The following is a 16,099-nucleotide window of genomic DNA, read 5'->3' as shown; positions in this document are numbered from 1 at the left end:
CGCCGCACGTCACGGCGGCGCGCGCGACGGTCCTCGAACACGTCCTCGCCGGATTGCTCGACGCCGGGTTGGACGAGCTCAGAGGGGATGACGTCAGGTTGGACGACGCCGCATCGGTGCGCCGTGCCGATCCGATCGGTGACCACGTCGTCGATGTGCGGTGGGCGCCGATCGACCTGGTGCTCTCCGGTGGGACCGCCCCGGGCGGTGCGATCTTCGGCGGATCGGTTCCTGGCGCAGCGCCCGACCGTCCGGGTGCCGGCGAGGCCGCCGACGCGGTGGGGCCTCGCGTCGGTCGGGATCGTCCGCTGCTCGCCGTGCTGGACGACGCCCGCCCGGGTCCGGACCTCGCGGGCACGCTGGCTGCGCTGGACGAGGCCGAGCTGGACGACTTCACGATCCTCGAGGTGCTGGCCGCCTGGGAGCGGGTCGCCGCGTGGGCGCAGGCGGGGTCTGCACGGGTGCTGGCGGAGATGCTGGAGCGCACGAGCGGGTCCTCGCGGCACGAGTTCGTGGTGGACGCCGTCGCGGCGCGGCTCGGGCTGACCCGGCACGCGGCTGCGCAGCACGTCACGGTGGCGCACGGGACCTCCCGGCTGCCCGAGGTCGCGGACGCGCTCGCCGCGGGCGTCGTCGACCGGCGCAAGGCCGAAGCGCTGATCGAGGCGGGGCGGCTGTCCGACGACGTCCGTCGCGAGGTGGTCACCAGCCTGCTGCCCGACGCCGAGCACCTCACCGTGCCGCAGATCCGCGCGCGGCTGCGGCGGGCCGAGATCGAGGCCGACCCGGAGGGCTCGGACGCCCGGCACCGCGCCGCGCGCGCCGAGCGCTTCGTCCGGCTCGAGCCCGTGGACGACGCGATGGCCTACCTCACCGCGTACCTCCCGGCGGACGACGCCGCCCGCGCGTTCGCCGCCATCGACGACGCCGGGCTCGCGATGCGCCGCGCGCCGGGAGAGGCGCGACGGCTCGACGAGTGCCGGGCCGACGCCCTCACCGCGCTCGTCACCGGGCAGCTCGCGACGGGGCAGTCCGCGACGGGGCAGTCCGCGACGGGGCAGTCCGCGACGGGGCAGTCCGCGACCGAGCTGGCTGCATCTGTACGGGCCGCCGGCGGCGGCACCTCGCCGGGCGGGGACGTGGGCGGGCCGGTGCTCGCGTCGCGCTCGCGCGCGGGCATCCGGGTGACGGTCGCGGCGTCGACGCTGCTCGGCTCGGACGACCTGCCCGCGATCCTGGCGGGGCACGGGCCGATCCCGGCAGAGATGGCGCGGACGCTCGCGTCCGACCCGGACGCCGTCTGGCAGCGCCTCTTCACCGACCCGGGCAGCGGGGTGCTCACGGATCTGTCGTCCCGCGCCTACCGGCCGAGCGCGGCGCTGCGGGCGGCCGTCGTCGCGCGGGACGTCACGTGCACGTTCCCCGGCTGCCGGGTGCCCGCCGCCGCGAGCTCCGACCTCGACCACGTCGAACCCTTCGACCCCGCGTCCGACGCCCCGCAGACCCACGGCGGCAACCTGCACGCGCTGTGCCGCACCCACCACCGCGCCAAGACGGTCGGCGGGTGGCGGGTCGAACGCGACCCGGTCGACGGGCGCACCACGTGGACAGCCCCTACCGGTCACCGGTTCGACCGGCCGCCCGTCGTCCATGGACCACCTGACGAGATCCCGCCTCACCAGATCTCACGCGACCAGGACCCGCCGGCCGGGGGCCTCGACGCGTGCGGCCGGCCTGGTGAGGGACCGTTGCCGCCGTTCTGAACAGACCGCGTGCTCCGGGACCGACCTCGGCGGTGGATCAGGGCAGGACGTTCCCTGCTCTCCCGGGCTCCACGAGGCCCGACTCGTAGGCCATGACCACTGCCTGCGTCCGGTTGGTCGCACGGAGCTTGGCCAGAACGTTCCCCACGTGCGTCTTCACGGTCTCCACGGTCACGTACAACCGAGCGCCGATGTCCTGGTTGGACAGCCCGCCCGCCATGAGTCGCAGCACGTCCAGCTCCCTGGCCGTCAGCGTTCCCTCGGGAACGGTCTCCACCGCGGCGGGGCGTGCCAGTGCCAGGCGACGCACGGCCTCGGGGAACAGCAGGGTCTCGCCGGAGACCACGAGACGGAGGGCGGCCGCGATCCGCTCCGCCGGTGCCCGCTTCAGCAGGAACCCGTCGGCGCCCGCGCGCAGCGCGTCGTAGACGTACTCGTCGTTCTCGAACGTCGTCACCACGACGACCCTCGGCGGCCCCGGCGCATCCTGGCGCGGTGCCGTCTCGCGCAGCACGGCATCACGGAGCGCGACCGTCGCCGCGATCCCGTCCATCACCGGCATCCGCACGTCCATCAGGACCACGTCCGGGCGGAGGCTCAGCACCAGCGGTACGACCTCCGCGCCGTCCGCGCCCTCTCCCACCACCTCGATGTCGGGCTCCAGCGACAACAGGGCCCGCAACCCTCTCCGGGTGAGCTCCTCGTCGTCCACGATCAGCACGCGCACGCCGTCACCCCCGCCCTGTCGACAGGGGCAGTCGGGCCGAGAGGCGCCATTCCGGTCCCTCCGGCCTGTCGACCGGGCCGAAGGTCGCTGCTCCTCGCAGCGTGCGCGCCCGCTCCGCCACGCCGCGAAGACCGTGGCCGCCACCGTGACGTGCCTCCTCTCGTGGCCCCGCTCCGACGCGTCCGGCGCGTGCTGACCCTGCCGGCATCGGGTTCGCCACCTCGATCGTCAGCTGTCCGCCCGGGGCGGCGGCCGTCACCTCGACCGACACGCGGACCGGAGCCCGTCTCGCGTGCCGCATCGCGTTCGTCAACCCCTCCTGGACGATCCGGTACGCCTCCCGCGAGATCGTGGCCGGGACGGAGGTCGCGTCGGGCCCGAGCTCTGCGCTCACCGGGGTCCCGGCGCGCCGCACATGATCGAGGAGCTCCGGGAGGTCGGCGAGAGTCCTCTGTGGGCGCCGTGGGGCGGCCGACTCGTCGCGCAGCAGACCGAGCGCGTGATCGAGGTCCTCCAGCGCCACCCGCGAGCTCTGCTCGATGCTCGCCATCGCCGCTCGCGCCGCGTGTGGCTCGACGTCCACCAGGCGCGAGGCCACGGCCGCCTGGATCGTCGACGCGGTCAGGGTGTGCCCGATCGAGTCGTGCAGCTCGCGCGCGAGACGGTTGCGCTCGGCAAGCACCGCCGCGCGCTCCTCGGCCGCGGTGACCAGGTCGTCCTGGCGCGGGCCGAGCAGGAGCGGCGCCCAGGTGCGCAGGGCCGCGCCGACGAGTGCGTTCGCGGCGGCGGCGAGGAGGCCGCAGAGCAGCGCCAGCACGACCGTCCATGCGCCGGCCGGCCCCGCCGGGACGGTCACCTGCCCGCGGAGGAGGGCCATGCTCCCGCCGCCGTCGAGCCACACGACGAGAGGAGCGACGGCGGTCAGGACGAGCAGCAAGCACACCCCGCAGGCGAGACAGGCGGCAACGGCGTGCACGAGGGTCCACAGACCTGTCCCCACCCGCCTGCCGCCGGCCGGCCGCACCGCGCCCAGGTTCGTGCCGAGCAGCCGGTCGGTGACGCGGACGTAGGCGTCGTGCACCACCGGGATCAGGCCGACGGCGACGAGCAGGGTGGCCCAGACGCCCACGAAGATGAGGACGCGGCCGGACGGGGGCATCGGGACGGCGAGCCCTGCGACGAGCGCGAACGGTGTCGGCAGCATGGCGAGGGCGAGGCCGGCGACGGTGTAGCCCGCAGCGTGGAGCGCTGTGGGCCCGAAGAGGCGGTGGGTCAGGGTCGGCACGCGCCAAGTCTCGCCGTCGACGACCGGGCGTACCTCCCCCAGGGGAGGGAGGTGCGGTCCACCCCTTCGTGCGAGCGAGATCTCGCTCTCGGTGGGGATTCCGGACGCGCGCGTGGACGCGACGATCGATCGGTGCCCTCAGCCCTCCGGAAAGGACCACGTCTCCCCATGCCCTCGTCCCCTCGCACGACGTCGCCGACCGGCGGACTCGTCTGGTTCCTGGTGCTCGCCTTCGTCCCGGCGTGGGGGTACGTCCTCGTCGCTCGCCTGGTGCTGGGCTGGTCCGTGGTGGACCCGCTGGTCCAGCTCCCGTTCGCCTTCGCCCCCGCTGTGGCGGCCGTCGTCGTGCGACGGTGGGTGACCCGCGAGGGCTTCGCGGACGCGGGACTCAGGCCGCGGTGGCGCAAGGCCTGGCCGCACTACCTCATCGCCTGGTGGGGCCCGCTCGCGCTCACCGCCGGGACCCTGTTCGCCGCCGCGGTGCTCGGCCTCTGGGCACCGTCGACGAGCATGGTCGGCGCGGGCGGAACCCCCTGGTGGGTGACGGTCGTCGGCCTCCAGGCGCTCGCCCTCGTGATCACCCCGCTGTACTGGGGCGAGGAGTTCGGCTGGACCTCGTACCTACGGTTGCGGCTGGTGCCGCACCGGCCCTGGGCGTCCACCCTGCTGACCGGTCTGATCTGGGCGGTGTGGCACTACCCGCTGGCCTTTCTCGGGTACGTCGAGTTCTCGCACGTCCTTCTGGGCCTGGCGGTGTGGACGGCCTCCTTCGTGCTCCAAGAGATCCTGCTGACCTGGCTGCGCCTGCGTTCGGGGACGGTCTGGACGTCGAGCCTGGCCCACGCGGGCAACAACATGGTGCTGTCGTTGCTGACCGCGACGACCCTGGCCGCCGACGAGGGAGGCACGCTGGACGGCATCGCGGTGACGGCGTTGACCCTGCTCCCGATGGGTGTCGCCTGTGCGTGGATCACGCTGGTCCGCCCGCGGTACGGGAGGCGCGGTCTCAGCGGGTAGCGCCGCACGGGCGCCTGGATGCGGAGCTTCCCGAAGGCATCGGCCGGGGACGCTGCTCCGTCACTCAGCGACGGCGTCCGCGCGGCGGCTCGGTCGGCGGCCACTCGCCGTCGTCCGAGCCGTCGTCGGCGCCGTGCAGCAGCTCCTGCAGCTGCACCTGCACGCGCTCGACGCGGGGGACGTCGCGCAGCACCATGCCCGCCTTCTCGGTGGCGTCGGAGACCTGCAGGGTGCCGCAGCCGAGCAGCCGGTCCAGGAGGTCCTTCTCGAGCGCGACGTCGTTGATGCGGTAGAGCGGGATGTCGCGGCCCACGCGGGTGACGATGCCGGAGCGCATGGCGATGCGCTTGGTGGTGACGGTCCACGAGGTGGTGCGCCACCTGAGCCACGGCACGAGCACCCACACCACGGCGACGACGAGCAGCAGTCCGAGCACGATCCAGCGGACCACGTCGTCCATCGGGACGACGAAGGAGAACGCGGCGGCGACGAGCAGCACGAGCAGGAGCAGGAACGGCCACACCACGGCCTTCGCGTGCTCGTGCAGGTCCATGACCACGCGCTCGCCGTCGATGAGGTCGTCGTCGTTCAGCGCCATGGCGCACATCGTGCCAGACGCCGGTCGGGGCGCGACGTCGCTGCTCAGCGCGGTGCAGGGCCGTTCAGACGTGCGGCGGCAGGTTCCAGCCCTCGATGGTGCGCAGGTCGTGGCCGTACCCGAGCTGGCAGATCGCGGCGGTGCCGAGCTCCAGGCGGGACCCGAAGCGCGGGTCGATGCCGAGCCACGCGGTCGCCAGCACGCGCAGCAGGTGGCCGTGGGCCACGGCCAGCACGTTCCCGCCGTCGCGCAGGGTCGCGTCGGCGCGCTCCACGAAGCGCCGGGCGCGGGCCGCGACGTCCTCCAGGAGCTCCCCGGGCCGCCCGTCGCCGTGCTCCGGGTCGGGCGGCAGCACGCGCACGCCGTCGTCGAAGATCTGGAACGGGTGGCCGAGGAGGGCGCCGACGTCGGCGCTGGTGCGGCCGTCCACGGGCCCGTAGTCCCACTCGGCGAGGTCGGGGTCGACGACGGCGTCCGGGTGGCCGGCCAGCGCGGCCGTGCGGCGGGCGCGCTCGAGCGGCGACGCGTAGACGGCGGAGAACGCGATGCCCGCCACCGCCCGTCCGGCGGTCCGGGCCTGTTCCTCGCCGGCCGGGGTGAGCGCGATGTCGGTGCGACCGGTGTGCTGGCCGCTCACGCTCCACTCCGTCTCGCCGTGGCGCAGGAGCACGAGCTGCGGGTCCTTGCTCGGCACGAGAGGCATGCTCCGAGCATCACGCAGACCTGCGGCGACGGCACCCGGACGGCGCTGTGGACAGGCTTTCCAGGAACCGCCCAGAGTTCGCTAGGGTGTCGTCGCCGTCACAGGACCGTCACATCTTCATCACTCGCCACTCGGGGAGGCCGCCCGTGCTCGTCTTCGTTCTCATCGGCGCCGCAGGGATGGTCCTGCTGCTCGTGTCGCTCCTCGTCGGCGAGCTGGTCGACCTCGGCGACGGGGCGCTGTCGGGCACGTCGCTCGGGGTCGGCGCGGTCGTCTTCGGCGCCGTGGGCACGATCGTCGTCGCCAACGACCTCGCCTCGTGGATCGCGTACGTGGCCTCCGCGGTCGTCGGTCTTCTGGCCGTCGTCCTGGCGCAGGTGCTGGTCCGGCGGCTCGCGTCGAGCGACGACGGCGTCGTCGTCTCGCTCGTGGGTGCGCACGGTACGGCGACGACGGCCGTGACGGCGACGTCGGGCGAGGTCTCGCTCGACGTCCCGAGCGAGCTCGAGCGTCGCCTGGCCCGCTCCGACGAGCCCATCGCGGCCGGGTCCCGCGTCGTGGTGCTCGAGCACTCCGGCTCCACCGTGCGCGTCGGGGTCCCCGGCCCGCAGGCCCGCTGACCTCTCCCTAGGACCCCGCAGCACCGACCGGAAGGAGACGCGCTCCGGCGCGCACCATGTTCGACTCGACCGACAGCAGCTTCATCACCACGATCGCGGTGCTCGCCCTCGTGGTGGCGTTCCTCGCGGTGGGCATCTTCGTCGCCCAGCGGATCCGCCGGGTCCCGCCGAACCAGGCCCTCGTCATCGTCGGCCGCGGCGCCGGCAAGAAGGAGTCCGCCGCCCAGAGCCAGCGCGTCGTCATCGGCGGCCGCACGTTCGTCTGGCCGATCCTCCAGCAGGGCTTCGCGATCTCGCTCGAGCAGCGGCAGATCGGCATCACCGTCGAGGGCGTCGACAAGAACCGCATCAAGATCGCCATCAAGGCGTCGATCAACTTCAAGGTGCGGGGCGACGACGAGGGCGTGCGGCGCGCGGCACAGCGCTTCCTCTCCCAGCAGGAGATGCTCACCGAGATCATCAAGGAGTCCCTCGAGGGCTCGCTGCGCTCCATCGTCGGCGACATGACGATCGAGCAGATCATCTCCGACCGCAAGGGTCTGTCGGACCGCGTCGTCGAGTCGACCAAGACCGACCTGGCGGAGCAGGGCCTGCAGGTCGACCTGCTCAACATCTCCGACATCTCGACGCCGGGGTCGGACTACCTGTCCAACCTGGGTCGCGCCGAGGGCGCCCGCGCGCTCCAGGTCGCGGAGGTCTCCGAGGCGGAGGCCCGGCGGGTGTCCGAGTTCGCCGTCATCGAGGCGGCCGAGCAGATCGCCGAGCGGCAGAAGGCGCTCGACCTCAAGAAGGCCGCGATCAAGGCCGACACGGACCGCGCCAACGCCAACGCCGACGCCGCGGGCCAGCTCGCGCGCGCGGAGCAGGACCGGCTCGTGGCGCAGCAGGAGCGCGAGGCGCTGGCCGAGCAGGCCCGCGTGACGCAGGAGCGCCTCGACATCGAGATCCGCAAGCCCGCCGAGGCCAAGGCGTACGCCGAGGTCCAGGAGGCCACGGCCCGTCGTGACGCCGCGAACGCCGCCACCGAGGCCGACGCGTTCAAGCGCACCACCATCGCCGAGGCGAACAAGACGGCCGCCATCCAGGACGCCGAGGCCTCCGCCGCGGCCGTGCGCCGGGCCGGTGAGGCAGAGCGTGACCGGCAGATCGCGCTGGCCGCCGGCATCAAGGCCGAGGGTGAGGCGAAGGCGTTCGCGGTCGAGGCCGAGGGGCGCGCCGAGGCCGTCGCCACGGATGCCAAGGCCGAGGCGCTGAAGAAGTACGGCGAGGCCGCGCTCGTGCAGGAGCTCATCGAGCGCCTGCCCGAGATCGTCCGCGCCGCGGCCGAGCCGATCGGCTCGATCCAGGGCATGACCGTCGTCTCCACGGACGGCGCGTCGGCGGTGACCAAGACGGTCGCGTCCGTGCTCGGCGAGGGTCAGGGCGTCGTCAAGCAGCTGACGGGCGTGGACATCCACCAGCTCATCGCGGGCATCGCCGGCGGGCAGCTGCCGACGAAGTCGGACGAGGCCGCGCCGCTCAACTGACGCGCCGTCGTTCGTCGGCGTCTGCGACGCACGACACGCCCCGCCGCGGGAATCGCCTCCCGCGGCGGGGCGTTCGTACGTCCGTGACCGCTATCGAGAACACCCCCCTCAAGGTCGACGTCTGGTCGGACGTCGCGTGCCCCTGGTGCTACATCGGCAAGCGCCGCTTCGAGTCCGCGCTGCAGCGGATGGCGGAGCGCGACGGCGCCGCCCCCGAGGTGGAGGTCGAGTACCACTCGTTCGAGCTCTCGCCCGACACCCCCGTCGACTTCGAGGGCACGGCCACCGAGTTCCTCGCCAACCACAAGGGCATCCCGCTGGAGACCGCCCAGCAGATGCAGGACCAGGTGACGGCGCTCGCCGCCGCCGAGGGCCTCACCTACCGGATGGACCAGGTCAAGCACACGAAGACGCTCAAGGCGCACGAGCTGCTGCACCTCGCCAAGGCGTTCGGCAAGCAGGACGAGATGAAGGAGCGCCTGCTGCGCGCGTACTTCACCGAGGGCGAGCACGTGGGCCACGTCGAGGACCTCGCCGACCTGGCCGTCGAGGTCGGCCTGGAGCGCGAGGCCGTCGTGGTCGCGCTGAACGCCGGCACCTACGCCGAGGCCGTCGCGGACGACATCGCCCGCGCCCGCGCGTACGGCATCAACGGCGTCCCGTTCTTCGTGCTCGGTGGCCGCTACGGCGTGTCCGGCGCGCAGGACCCGGACGTCTTCGTCCAGGTGCTCGACCAGGTGCTCGCGGAGGCCTGAGCCGGGCGAGCGAGGCGCATCTCACACCGCCAGCCCTGGCCGTGAGACGCAGTATCACCGAGAATCGAGGCCAGCCCGCACCGTCGCGGGCGCCGCGGTCTCGGGCCCACCCCGCCCGGTCGTCCCGCGGCAGTGGTTCCGTTGGAGGAGAAACATGAACGACGCCACCGAGAGCTCGTACCGCTCGATCGCCAACCCGCGCCGCACCACGCTGATGACCGTCAGCGCGGCCGAGGCGGCGGCACCCCACCACGGCGCGGACGAACGCCCGCTTCAGCTGCTGGGCGACGACGGCGCGGTCTGCGTGGACGGCGTGTGCAGCCTGCCGGACTGACCGGCTATATCGCGCGGTAGTCCGCGATCGACAGCCGCGGGCCCCGACGCGGAGCCTGCGGCCTGCGGTCGAGGAACAGCAGCCGCACCACCCGGTGCCGGTGGGGGGCATACGGTGCGAGGAGGCGCAGCATCCCCTCGTCGTCGGTGCGCTCGCCGGTGAGCGCCCAGCCGACCGCGCCGGCGAGGTGGAAGTCGCCCACGGACACGGCGTCCGCGTCGCCGAACGCGCGTTGCGCCACCTCGGCGGACGTCCACACCCCGACGCCGGGCACCTTCTCGAGCCGGGCGCGCGCCTCGTCGGCAGGCATCCCGGCCGCGTCCTCGAGCCGCGCCGCGACCTGGGCGCACCGCACGGCCGTCGCCGCCCGACGCGGGTCGACCCCGGCGCGGTGCCAGTCCCAGGTCGGGACGGCGGCCCAGCCGCGCGCGGACGGCACCACGCGCAGCCCCTCCGGGGCGGGCCCCGGCGCGGGCGAGCCGTGCCGGGCGACGAGCCACCGCCATGCGCGGTGCGCCGTCACGACCTGCACCTTCTGCTCGAGGACGGCGGGCACCAGAGCCTCCAGCACCCGTCCGCTGCGGCACATCCGCAGCCCGGGGGTGCGGCGCGCGGCGTCGTGGGCCTGCGGTGGTGGTCTGAAGGCCGAGATGTCGTCGCCCTCGCCGAGCAGCTCCGGCACGGCGTCGGCGGCCTCCCTTGAGCCCGGCCCCCAGTGCTGCACGACGACGGTGCGCGCGCCCGTCGCGACGAACCGCTGCGTGACCGGCCCGGTACGCATCAGGGTGGTGCGCCACAACACGCCGTCGGGGGTGCGTCGGAACGTCGGGTCGTAGGCGCCGTGCCGCAGCGGGCTGAGCGTCAGCCCGAGGTCGAGCGGCCGCTCCGACGCGTGCTCCACCGTGACGTCGGCCGTCGGTCGTGCGGCCGGCGACGGCACGGTCGCCGCGCTGGTCAGAGGGGGTGCGTTAGTCAAAGAGCGTTCCGAGCTCCCAGCCGGTGTCGCCGCGCGCACCGACGGGCGCGACGTCGCGAAGGGGATCCGCGTCGCGCGCGGGCCGTGCGGCGGGGCGCTCCGCGCCGTCCTCGCGCGGGGAGGTGCCCGCGCCGGCGTCCTCCGTGAGCAGCAGCTCGTCGACGCCGCCGCGGCCGGCGGCCCAGTCCTGCGCGGCGAGGCCGGCGAGCTGGTCGGCGCGCTCGTTGAACGGGTTGCCCACGTGGCCGCGTACCCACCGGAACCGGACGGGGCCCTCCCGGCCGGTGATCGCGGCGTCGATGGTGCGGATCAGCTCGAGGTTCTTCACGGGGTCGCCGGACGCGGTGCGCCAGCCCTTCCGCTTCCACCCGTGGATCCACTCGGACGCGCACCGGATCGCGTACTGCGAGTCCGACTCGATGAGGAGCGGCTCTGCCCCGGGATGCGCCTCGATCGCGCGCAGGAGCGCGGTGAGCTCCGCGACCTGGTTGGTGCCGGACGCGGCGCCGCCCGAGTCGAAGCGGCCGCCCTCGTGGGCGATCCACGCCCAGCCGATCGCGCCCCCGGGATTGCGGAGGCACGAGCCGTCAGTGCTGACAATGATCACGCCGGAGTCTCCCAGTGTCCGAGCCCCTGGTTGCCGCCCCCATTGTGCCCCGTGCCGGTGACACTCGGGGCCCTGTCCACGCCGCCGCCCGAAGAGCGAGGGGCGGGCGGGCTGCGGACGGCCGAAAACTCGGGCGCGCGGCCCCGGAAGACGCGGCGGCTCCGCCCGGAACCCAGGAGGCGTCTCCAGCGATGATCATGACGACATGACCGACGGCTCCGCCATGCCCGAAACCGACCCGCCCGCGCCCGACCGCCCCGCGCGCCGCCCGGCCGACATCCGCAAGTGGCGCCGCTACCTGGCCGACGAGCGCGCCGAGGCCGCCACCTACCGCGACCTCGCCCGCCGGCGCACCGGCGAGGAGCGCGCCATCCTCCTCGCGCTCGCCGACGCCGAGAAGCGGCACGAGCAGCACTGGCTCGACCTCCTGGGCGACGACGTCGGCCGGCCGCTGCGCGGTGACCTGCGCACCCGCATGCTCGGTCTCCTCGCGCGGCGGTTCGGCGGCGTCTTCGTGCTCGCGCTCGCGCAGCGGGCGGAGGCCCGCTCGTCGTACGACGCCGACGAGCACGCGACCGCCACGATGGCGGCGGACGAGCAGATCCACGAGGAGGTGGTGCGCGCGCTCGCCTCCCGCGGACGCAACCGGATGTCCGGCACGTTCCGCGCCGCCGTCTTCGGCGCCAACGACGGCCTGGTCTCCAACCTCGCGCTCGTGCTCGGCATCGGCGCCTCCGGCGTCTCGTCGCAGACCGTGCTCCTCACCGGCGTCGCCGGGCTGCTCGCCGGCGCGCTGTCCATGGGCGCCGGCGAGTTCGTGTCCGTGCGCTCGCAGCGCGAGCTGCTCGAGGCGTCCACCCCCGACCCGAAGAGCGCCACCGTGCTGCCGCACCTCGACGTCGACGCCAACGAGCTGGCGCTCGTCTACCGCGCCCGGGGCATGTCGTCCGACGAGGCGCAGGGCCGGGCCGACCACGTGCTGGCCGGGCTGGCCGCCACGGGAGCGGTGGCGTCGGACCTCGATGACGACGCGCCGGCCGTCGACGAGCAGGCGGACCTCGAGACCCACGGCACCGCGTGGGGGGCGGCGATCTCGAGCTTCTGCTTCTTCGCGTCCGGCGCGATCATCCCCGTGCTGCCCTACCTGCTGGGGCTCACCGGCTTCCCGGCGATCGCCGTCGCCGCCGCGCTCGTGGGCGTGTCGCTGCTGATCACGGGCGCGATCACCGGGCTGCTGTCCGGCACGTCGCCGTGGACGCGCGCGCTGCGCCAGCTCGCCATCGGGTTCGGTGCCGCCGCCGTCACCTACGCGCTGGGGCTGCTGTTCGGCACGTCGGTGGCCTGACCCGCGACCGGCGTCACGCCTGGGTGGTCGGACCCGCCGCCGGGTGAAGTCTCACCCGCTGTTGTTGCGTGACCGTTGCTCGGGCGTCACAGTGTGAGCTGGGTCATGACGGAGCAGCGCCTGACCCGGCGTGGCATCGAAGGGGGCCGAGTGACACGCAGCGTGGACCGTGCTCCGGCGGCAGGACGCCGCCGGCGCTGGGTCGCGCGCGTGGCCGGGGCCGCCGTCGGGCTCGCCGGGGCCGCCGCGCTGAGCGTCACCCTCGCCGGCACCGCGTCAGCCGACGACGGCGGCCACGAGGGCCCGTTGACGTCCGTGGTCCGGTCGCTGACCGACCACGACGACGGCGACCGGGGAGACCGCGAGTCTCGACCCTCGGAGCGGGGGCAGGAGAAGGCCGCGGACGCTCCGAAGCCGCGCCACGAGCGGGCTGCTCAGGAGCCCGTCGAGAGTGAGCGTGCCGCGCAGTCCCCGGCCGAGGAGGATGCTCCCGCGAAGCCCGCGGTGGAGAAGCCCGCGGTGGAGAAGCCCGCGGTGGAGAAGCCCGCGGTGGACAAGCCCGCGGTGGACAAGCCCGCGGTGGACAAGCCCGCGGTGGACAAGCCCGCGGTGGACAAGCCCGCGGTGGACAAGCCCGCGGTGGACAAGAGCTCGGTGGAGAAGCACGAGGCGGAGGCGCCCGTCGCCGTCGAGCCGGAGGCCGCCGAGCCTGCCGCCGACGACGGTGAGCGGTCGGCCGACCGCCGGGCCGAACGTGTGCGTGACGCGGTCGACGATGCCGTGGCGCCGGTCCGTGAGAAGTCCGAGCGGCTGCGCACGGCGGTGCACGACGAGGTCGTGGCGCCCGCCGAGCAGGCGGCCGAGGACCTGGCTCGCGAACTGGCCGTCGAGGAGCAGCCGGCGGACGAACCGCAGCCCGAGCAGTCCGAGGTGCCTGAGCAGTCCGAGCAGCCCGCCCCCGCCGAGGCGGCACGGCCGGACGCCGCGCCGGAGCAGACCGAAGCACCGGCCGAGCACGCGGAGCGCGGCACCGTGCTGGAGCCCGTCGCTCGCACGGTCGAGGCGGTGACGGCGCCCGTCGGCGCGGTGACCGAGCCGGTGGGGGCGCTGGTCGAGGGGGTCCTCAGCCCGCTGTCGCCGGTCGTGGACCCGGTGGCGGGCGTCGTCGAGGAGATCACCGGACCGGTCGGCGGGGCGCTCGAGCCCGTGACGGGCGCGGCCGCGGAGACGCTGGCCCCCGTGACCCGGTCGCTGTCCCCGGTGCTCGAGCCGGTCGGCCACGTGGTGCACGACGTGACGCGTCCGCTCGCGCCCGTCACCGACGGGGTGGGTGACGTCGTCGCTCCGGTCGTGAGGACGCTCGACCCGGTGCTCGAGCCCGTCGTCGGACTGGTGTCCCCCGTGACGGGTTCGCTGAAGCCTGTCGTCGACCCGGTCCTCGACGTGGCGGCCCCGGTGGTGGATGCGCTCGCTCCCGTGGTCGAGCCCGTCGGCGGGACGCTGCAGCCCGTTGTCGAGCCGGTCGTGGACGCCGTCGCTCCGGTGGTCGAGCCCGTCCTGCTGCCGGCCCTGGAGCCCGTGCTCGGGCTGCCCGCCGCGGAAGACCCCGCCGAGCCGGCGCCGGGACCGGCCGCTCCCGCCAGCCGCGCGACGAAGGTCGCCGCCGCCGCCCCGGGTGCGCGCCCCACCTCGGGGTCCGAGCCCGCGGTCGTGAGCACGGCCGTCCTCGAGCCTGCGCCGGGGGCGTTCCTCTCCGACGTCGGCAGCGTGCTGGACGCCGCCGACCAGGCGCTCGTCCCCGCCGACCGTGAGCCCGCGCCGGCCACGCCGTCGGCGCCCGCCGCCAGCAGCGCGCCGTCTGGCCCCTCCTCGAGCGTCCGCGGGGCGTCGGGCGGCGACGCCGCGGCCGACCTCGCGGGCAGCGACCCTTTCACCGCGCGGGCGTGGATCGCCCCCGCGGGCGACCAGCTCGACCGCCTCCCGGCGGTCGCCCTCGACATCCCCGTCTCTCCCGCCTGACGTGGCCGCGTCGCGCCCTCACGCGCGACTGCGACCGCGGGCGGCATCCGCCTCCCGCGCACCACGCCAGTCAGGAGCGGATCATGCATACCCATGTCCGACGAGCGCTGAAAGTCGCGCTCGTCGCAGGCGGCCTCGTGGTCGCCGGGGCCGTGACGGCCCAAGCCGCGGACGATGACGTCGTCGACGCCACCGTCGGTGCGGACACCTCGGTCGACCTCCACCTGAGCGAGGTCTCCGAGGAGACGAACGATGCCGAGCTCGACACGCCCGTGGACCTCCCCGAGGTCGACACGGAGGGCGTCGAGGCGGTGGTCGATGCCGTCGCCGGCGACGACGGCGCGGTCGACGACGTCGCCGGGCCGGATGAGGAGTCCGACACGACGACCGACGACCTCGTGGACGCCGTCGCCGAGGACGTGCACCAGACGGCGGACGACGTGCAGTCGGGCGACGTCCAGGGCGTCGTCGAGGACGTCGCCGGGGACGACGGCGTCGTCGACGACGCGATCGAGGACCAGCCCGCCGAACCGGCGGGTGGCGACTCCGGGAACGACGGCGCCGACGGCGGCTCGGCCGGCGACGACCGGGGTGACGGCGGCACGCCGCAGCCCGCGGACCGAGGAGCCGGGGGCGCGGTCGACGAGACCGTGGACCGTGCGTCCGACGTGGTGTCGGACGTGGCGGGAGCCGCCGACGAGGCGCTCGGGACCGGTTCGGACGTCCGGGACACCGTCGACGGGGTCACCGGCGACGGTGGTGTCGTGGACGACGTCCTCGGCGCCGACGAGCCCGAGTCCGGCGTGACCGACCAGGTCACCGAGCATGTGGTCGACGACGTCGAGCAGGCGACGGGACACCTCGCCGCCGGTGACGTCGAGGGCGTCGTGGACGACGTCGCCGCCGACGGCGGTGTCGTGGACGACGCGCTCGAGGACCGGGGCGTCGACGCGGCGCTCGAGCAGGTCGGCGAGACCGTCGACACGGCGACCGGTGCGGTGGACGGCGTCCTCGGTACCGGCACCGCGGTGCAGGACACCGTGGGCGGGGTCGCCGACGGCGCCGGCGGCGCTCTCGGCGCGGTGGCCGGCGCGGACGGCGTCCTCGACGACGTCCTCGGTGCCGACGAGCCCGAGTCCGGTGTGACCGACGAGGTCGTGGAGCACGCGCTCGACGACGTCGACGGCACGCTCGACGGCGTCACCGCCGGTGACCTGGAGGGCGTCGTGGACTCCGTCGTCGCGGACGACGGCCTCGTCGACGACGCGCTCGAGGGAGACGCGACCGACGGTCTTCCCGGGATCGACGACCTGGGGTCGGTCGACGGCCTGGGTGACCTCGGTGACCTCGGTGACCTCGGTGACCTCGGTGACCTCGGTGATGTCGGTGACCTGACCGGTGTCGTGGATGGTCTGCCTGGTCTCGGTGGCGGTGAGCTGCCGGGTGCTGGACCGGGTGACCTCGGTGATCTGGGGTCGCTGGGTGGCCTTGGTGCGCTGACGGATGTCGATGCCACGGTCGAGGGTGTGCTGGCCGGAGTCTCGGACGCGGCGGGCTCGCTGGACGCTGCGCTGGGTACCGAGCCGGTGGTGCAGGACACGGTGGACGGGCTGGTCGGTGAGGACGGCGTCGTGGACGACGTCCTGGGTGCCGACGAGCCCGAGGCCGGTGTGACGGACGAGGTCGCGGGGCACCTGCTCGACGACGTCGACGCCGCGCTGGGCGGTCTGACCGCCGGTGACCTGGACGGCGTCGTGGACTCCGTCGTCGCCGACGACGGGGTGCTGGACGACGCGCTGGAGGACAGCGCGACCGACACCATCC

At 74.4% G+C, this 16,099-nt stretch carries 15 protein-coding genes; 9 read left to right on the top strand and 6 right to left on the bottom strand.

Annotated elements, in window-relative coordinates:
* Positions 1-317 precede the first annotated feature (317 nt).
* On the top strand, positions 318-1,763 hold the full coding sequence (locus ACFQ80_RS09635) for a DUF222 domain-containing protein (RefSeq protein WP_430563491.1): 1,446 nt from the start codon (positions 318-320) through the stop codon (positions 1,761-1,763).
* 37 nt (positions 1,764-1,800) lie between these two features.
* On the opposite strand, the gene ACFQ80_RS09630 is transcribed toward ACFQ80_RS09635, so the two are convergent.
* Positions 1,801-2,490 (bottom strand): response regulator, encoded by a 690-nt coding sequence (locus ACFQ80_RS09630; RefSeq protein ID WP_430563490.1) that lies wholly within the window; start codon positions 2,488-2,490, stop codon positions 1,801-1,803.
* A 4-nt stretch (positions 2,491-2,494) separates the two neighbouring features.
* Positions 2,495-3,775, bottom strand: coding sequence for a sensor histidine kinase (locus ACFQ80_RS09625; RefSeq protein ID WP_430563489.1), 1,281 nt, complete (start codon positions 3,773-3,775; stop codon positions 2,495-2,497).
* 168 nt (positions 3,776-3,943) lie between these two features.
* Between ACFQ80_RS09625 and ACFQ80_RS09620 the strand changes: the two genes are divergently transcribed.
* Complete coding sequence (locus ACFQ80_RS09620; protein WP_430563488.1) at positions 3,944-4,792, top strand: type II CAAX prenyl endopeptidase Rce1 family protein; 849 nt, start codon at positions 3,944-3,946, stop codon at positions 4,790-4,792.
* A 64-nt stretch (positions 4,793-4,856) separates the two neighbouring features.
* Here ACFQ80_RS09620 and ACFQ80_RS09615 read toward each other — a convergent pair whose 3' ends face one another.
* Positions 4,857-5,390, bottom strand: coding sequence for a PH domain-containing protein (locus ACFQ80_RS09615; protein WP_430551517.1), 534 nt, complete (start codon positions 5,388-5,390; stop codon positions 4,857-4,859).
* Positions 5,391-5,454: 64 nt separating this feature from the next.
* Complete coding sequence (locus ACFQ80_RS09610) at positions 5,455-6,093, bottom strand: histidine phosphatase family protein (protein ID WP_430551518.1); 639 nt, start codon at positions 6,091-6,093, stop codon at positions 5,455-5,457.
* Between the two features lie 146 nt (positions 6,094-6,239).
* On the opposite strand from ACFQ80_RS09610, the gene ACFQ80_RS09605 reads away from it, so the two are divergent.
* The 4 genes from ACFQ80_RS09605 (at position 6,240) to ACFQ80_RS09590 (ending at position 9,328) form a co-directional block, all read left to right on the top strand.
* Positions 6,240-6,713 carry an NfeD family protein gene (locus tag ACFQ80_RS09605; RefSeq protein WP_430551519.1) on the top strand — a complete coding sequence of 158 codons (474 nt, stop codon included), beginning with the start codon at positions 6,240-6,242 and terminating at the stop codon, positions 6,711-6,713.
* A gap of 56 nt (positions 6,714-6,769) precedes the next feature.
* Entirely contained in the window at positions 6,770-8,239 is a 1,470-nt protein-coding gene (locus ACFQ80_RS09600; protein ID WP_430551520.1) for a flotillin family protein, read from the top strand.
* 83 nt (positions 8,240-8,322) lie between these two features.
* Positions 8,323-8,994, top strand: coding sequence for a DsbA family protein (locus tag ACFQ80_RS09595; protein ID WP_430563487.1), 672 nt, complete (start codon positions 8,323-8,325; stop codon positions 8,992-8,994).
* Positions 8,995-9,148: 154 nt separating this feature from the next.
* On the top strand, positions 9,149-9,328 hold the full coding sequence (locus ACFQ80_RS09590; protein ID WP_380244887.1) for a hypothetical protein: 180 nt from the start codon (positions 9,149-9,151) through the stop codon (positions 9,326-9,328).
* A 4-nt stretch (positions 9,329-9,332) separates the two neighbouring features.
* Here ACFQ80_RS09590 and ACFQ80_RS09585 read toward each other — a convergent pair whose 3' ends face one another.
* Together ACFQ80_RS09585 and ACFQ80_RS09580 are read right to left on the bottom strand one after the other, a co-directional pair.
* Complete coding sequence (locus tag ACFQ80_RS09585) at positions 9,333-10,304, bottom strand: DNA-3-methyladenine glycosylase family protein (protein ID WP_430563486.1); 972 nt, start codon at positions 10,302-10,304, stop codon at positions 9,333-9,335.
* Complete coding sequence (locus tag ACFQ80_RS09580) at positions 10,297-10,911, bottom strand: ribonuclease H (RefSeq protein ID WP_430563485.1); 615 nt, start codon at positions 10,909-10,911, stop codon at positions 10,297-10,299. Before ACFQ80_RS09580 ends, ACFQ80_RS09585 begins: the two co-directional genes overlap by 8 nt.
* 205 nt (positions 10,912-11,116) lie before the next feature.
* Here ACFQ80_RS09580 and ACFQ80_RS09575 point away from each other — a divergent pair, with 205 nt between their 5' ends.
* The 3 genes from ACFQ80_RS09575 to ACFQ80_RS09565 form a co-directional block, all read left to right on the top strand.
* Entirely contained in the window at positions 11,117-12,256 is a 1,140-nt protein-coding gene (locus ACFQ80_RS09575) for a VIT1/CCC1 transporter family protein (RefSeq protein WP_430551524.1), read from the top strand.
* 150 nt (positions 12,257-12,406) lie between these two features.
* Positions 12,407-14,275 carry a hypothetical protein gene (locus ACFQ80_RS09570; RefSeq protein ID WP_430563484.1) on the top strand — a complete coding sequence of 623 codons (1,869 nt, stop codon included), beginning with the start codon at positions 12,407-12,409 and terminating at the stop codon, positions 14,273-14,275.
* Between the two features lie 83 nt (positions 14,276-14,358).
* Positions 14,359-16,099, top strand: a 1,741-nt coding sequence (locus ACFQ80_RS09565; protein ID WP_430563483.1) for a hypothetical protein, incomplete at its 3' end; no start/stop codon positions are given.

This window comes from Isoptericola sp. NPDC056578, from assembly GCF_042793275.1.
Lineage (GTDB): Bacteria > Actinomycetota > Actinomycetes > Actinomycetales > Cellulomonadaceae > Isoptericola.
This window is presented reverse-complemented; position numbering and strand designations above follow the sequence as displayed.

What these genes read in the sequence shown, in the direction of transcription:
- ACFQ80_RS09620 (WP_430563488.1), top strand. Translation starts at nt 3,944, where the DNA reads ATGCCCTCGTCCCCTCGCACGACGTCGCCGACCGGCGGACTCGTCTGG.
- ACFQ80_RS09615 (WP_430551517.1), bottom strand. Translation starts at nt 5,390, where the DNA reads ATGGCGCTGAACGACGACGACCTCATCGACGGCGAGCGCGTGGTCATG.
- ACFQ80_RS09610 (WP_430551518.1), bottom strand. Translation starts at nt 6,093, where the DNA reads ATGCCTCTCGTGCCGAGCAAGGACCCGCAGCTCGTGCTCCTGCGCCAC.
- ACFQ80_RS09600 (WP_430551520.1), top strand. Translation starts at nt 6,770, where the DNA reads ATGTTCGACTCGACCGACAGCAGCTTCATCACCACGATCGCGGTGCTC.
- ACFQ80_RS09590 (WP_380244887.1), top strand. Translation starts at nt 9,149, where the DNA reads ATGAACGACGCCACCGAGAGCTCGTACCGCTCGATCGCCAACCCGCGC.
- ACFQ80_RS09575 (WP_430551524.1), top strand. Translation starts at nt 11,117, where the DNA reads ATGACCGACGGCTCCGCCATGCCCGAAACCGACCCGCCCGCGCCCGAC.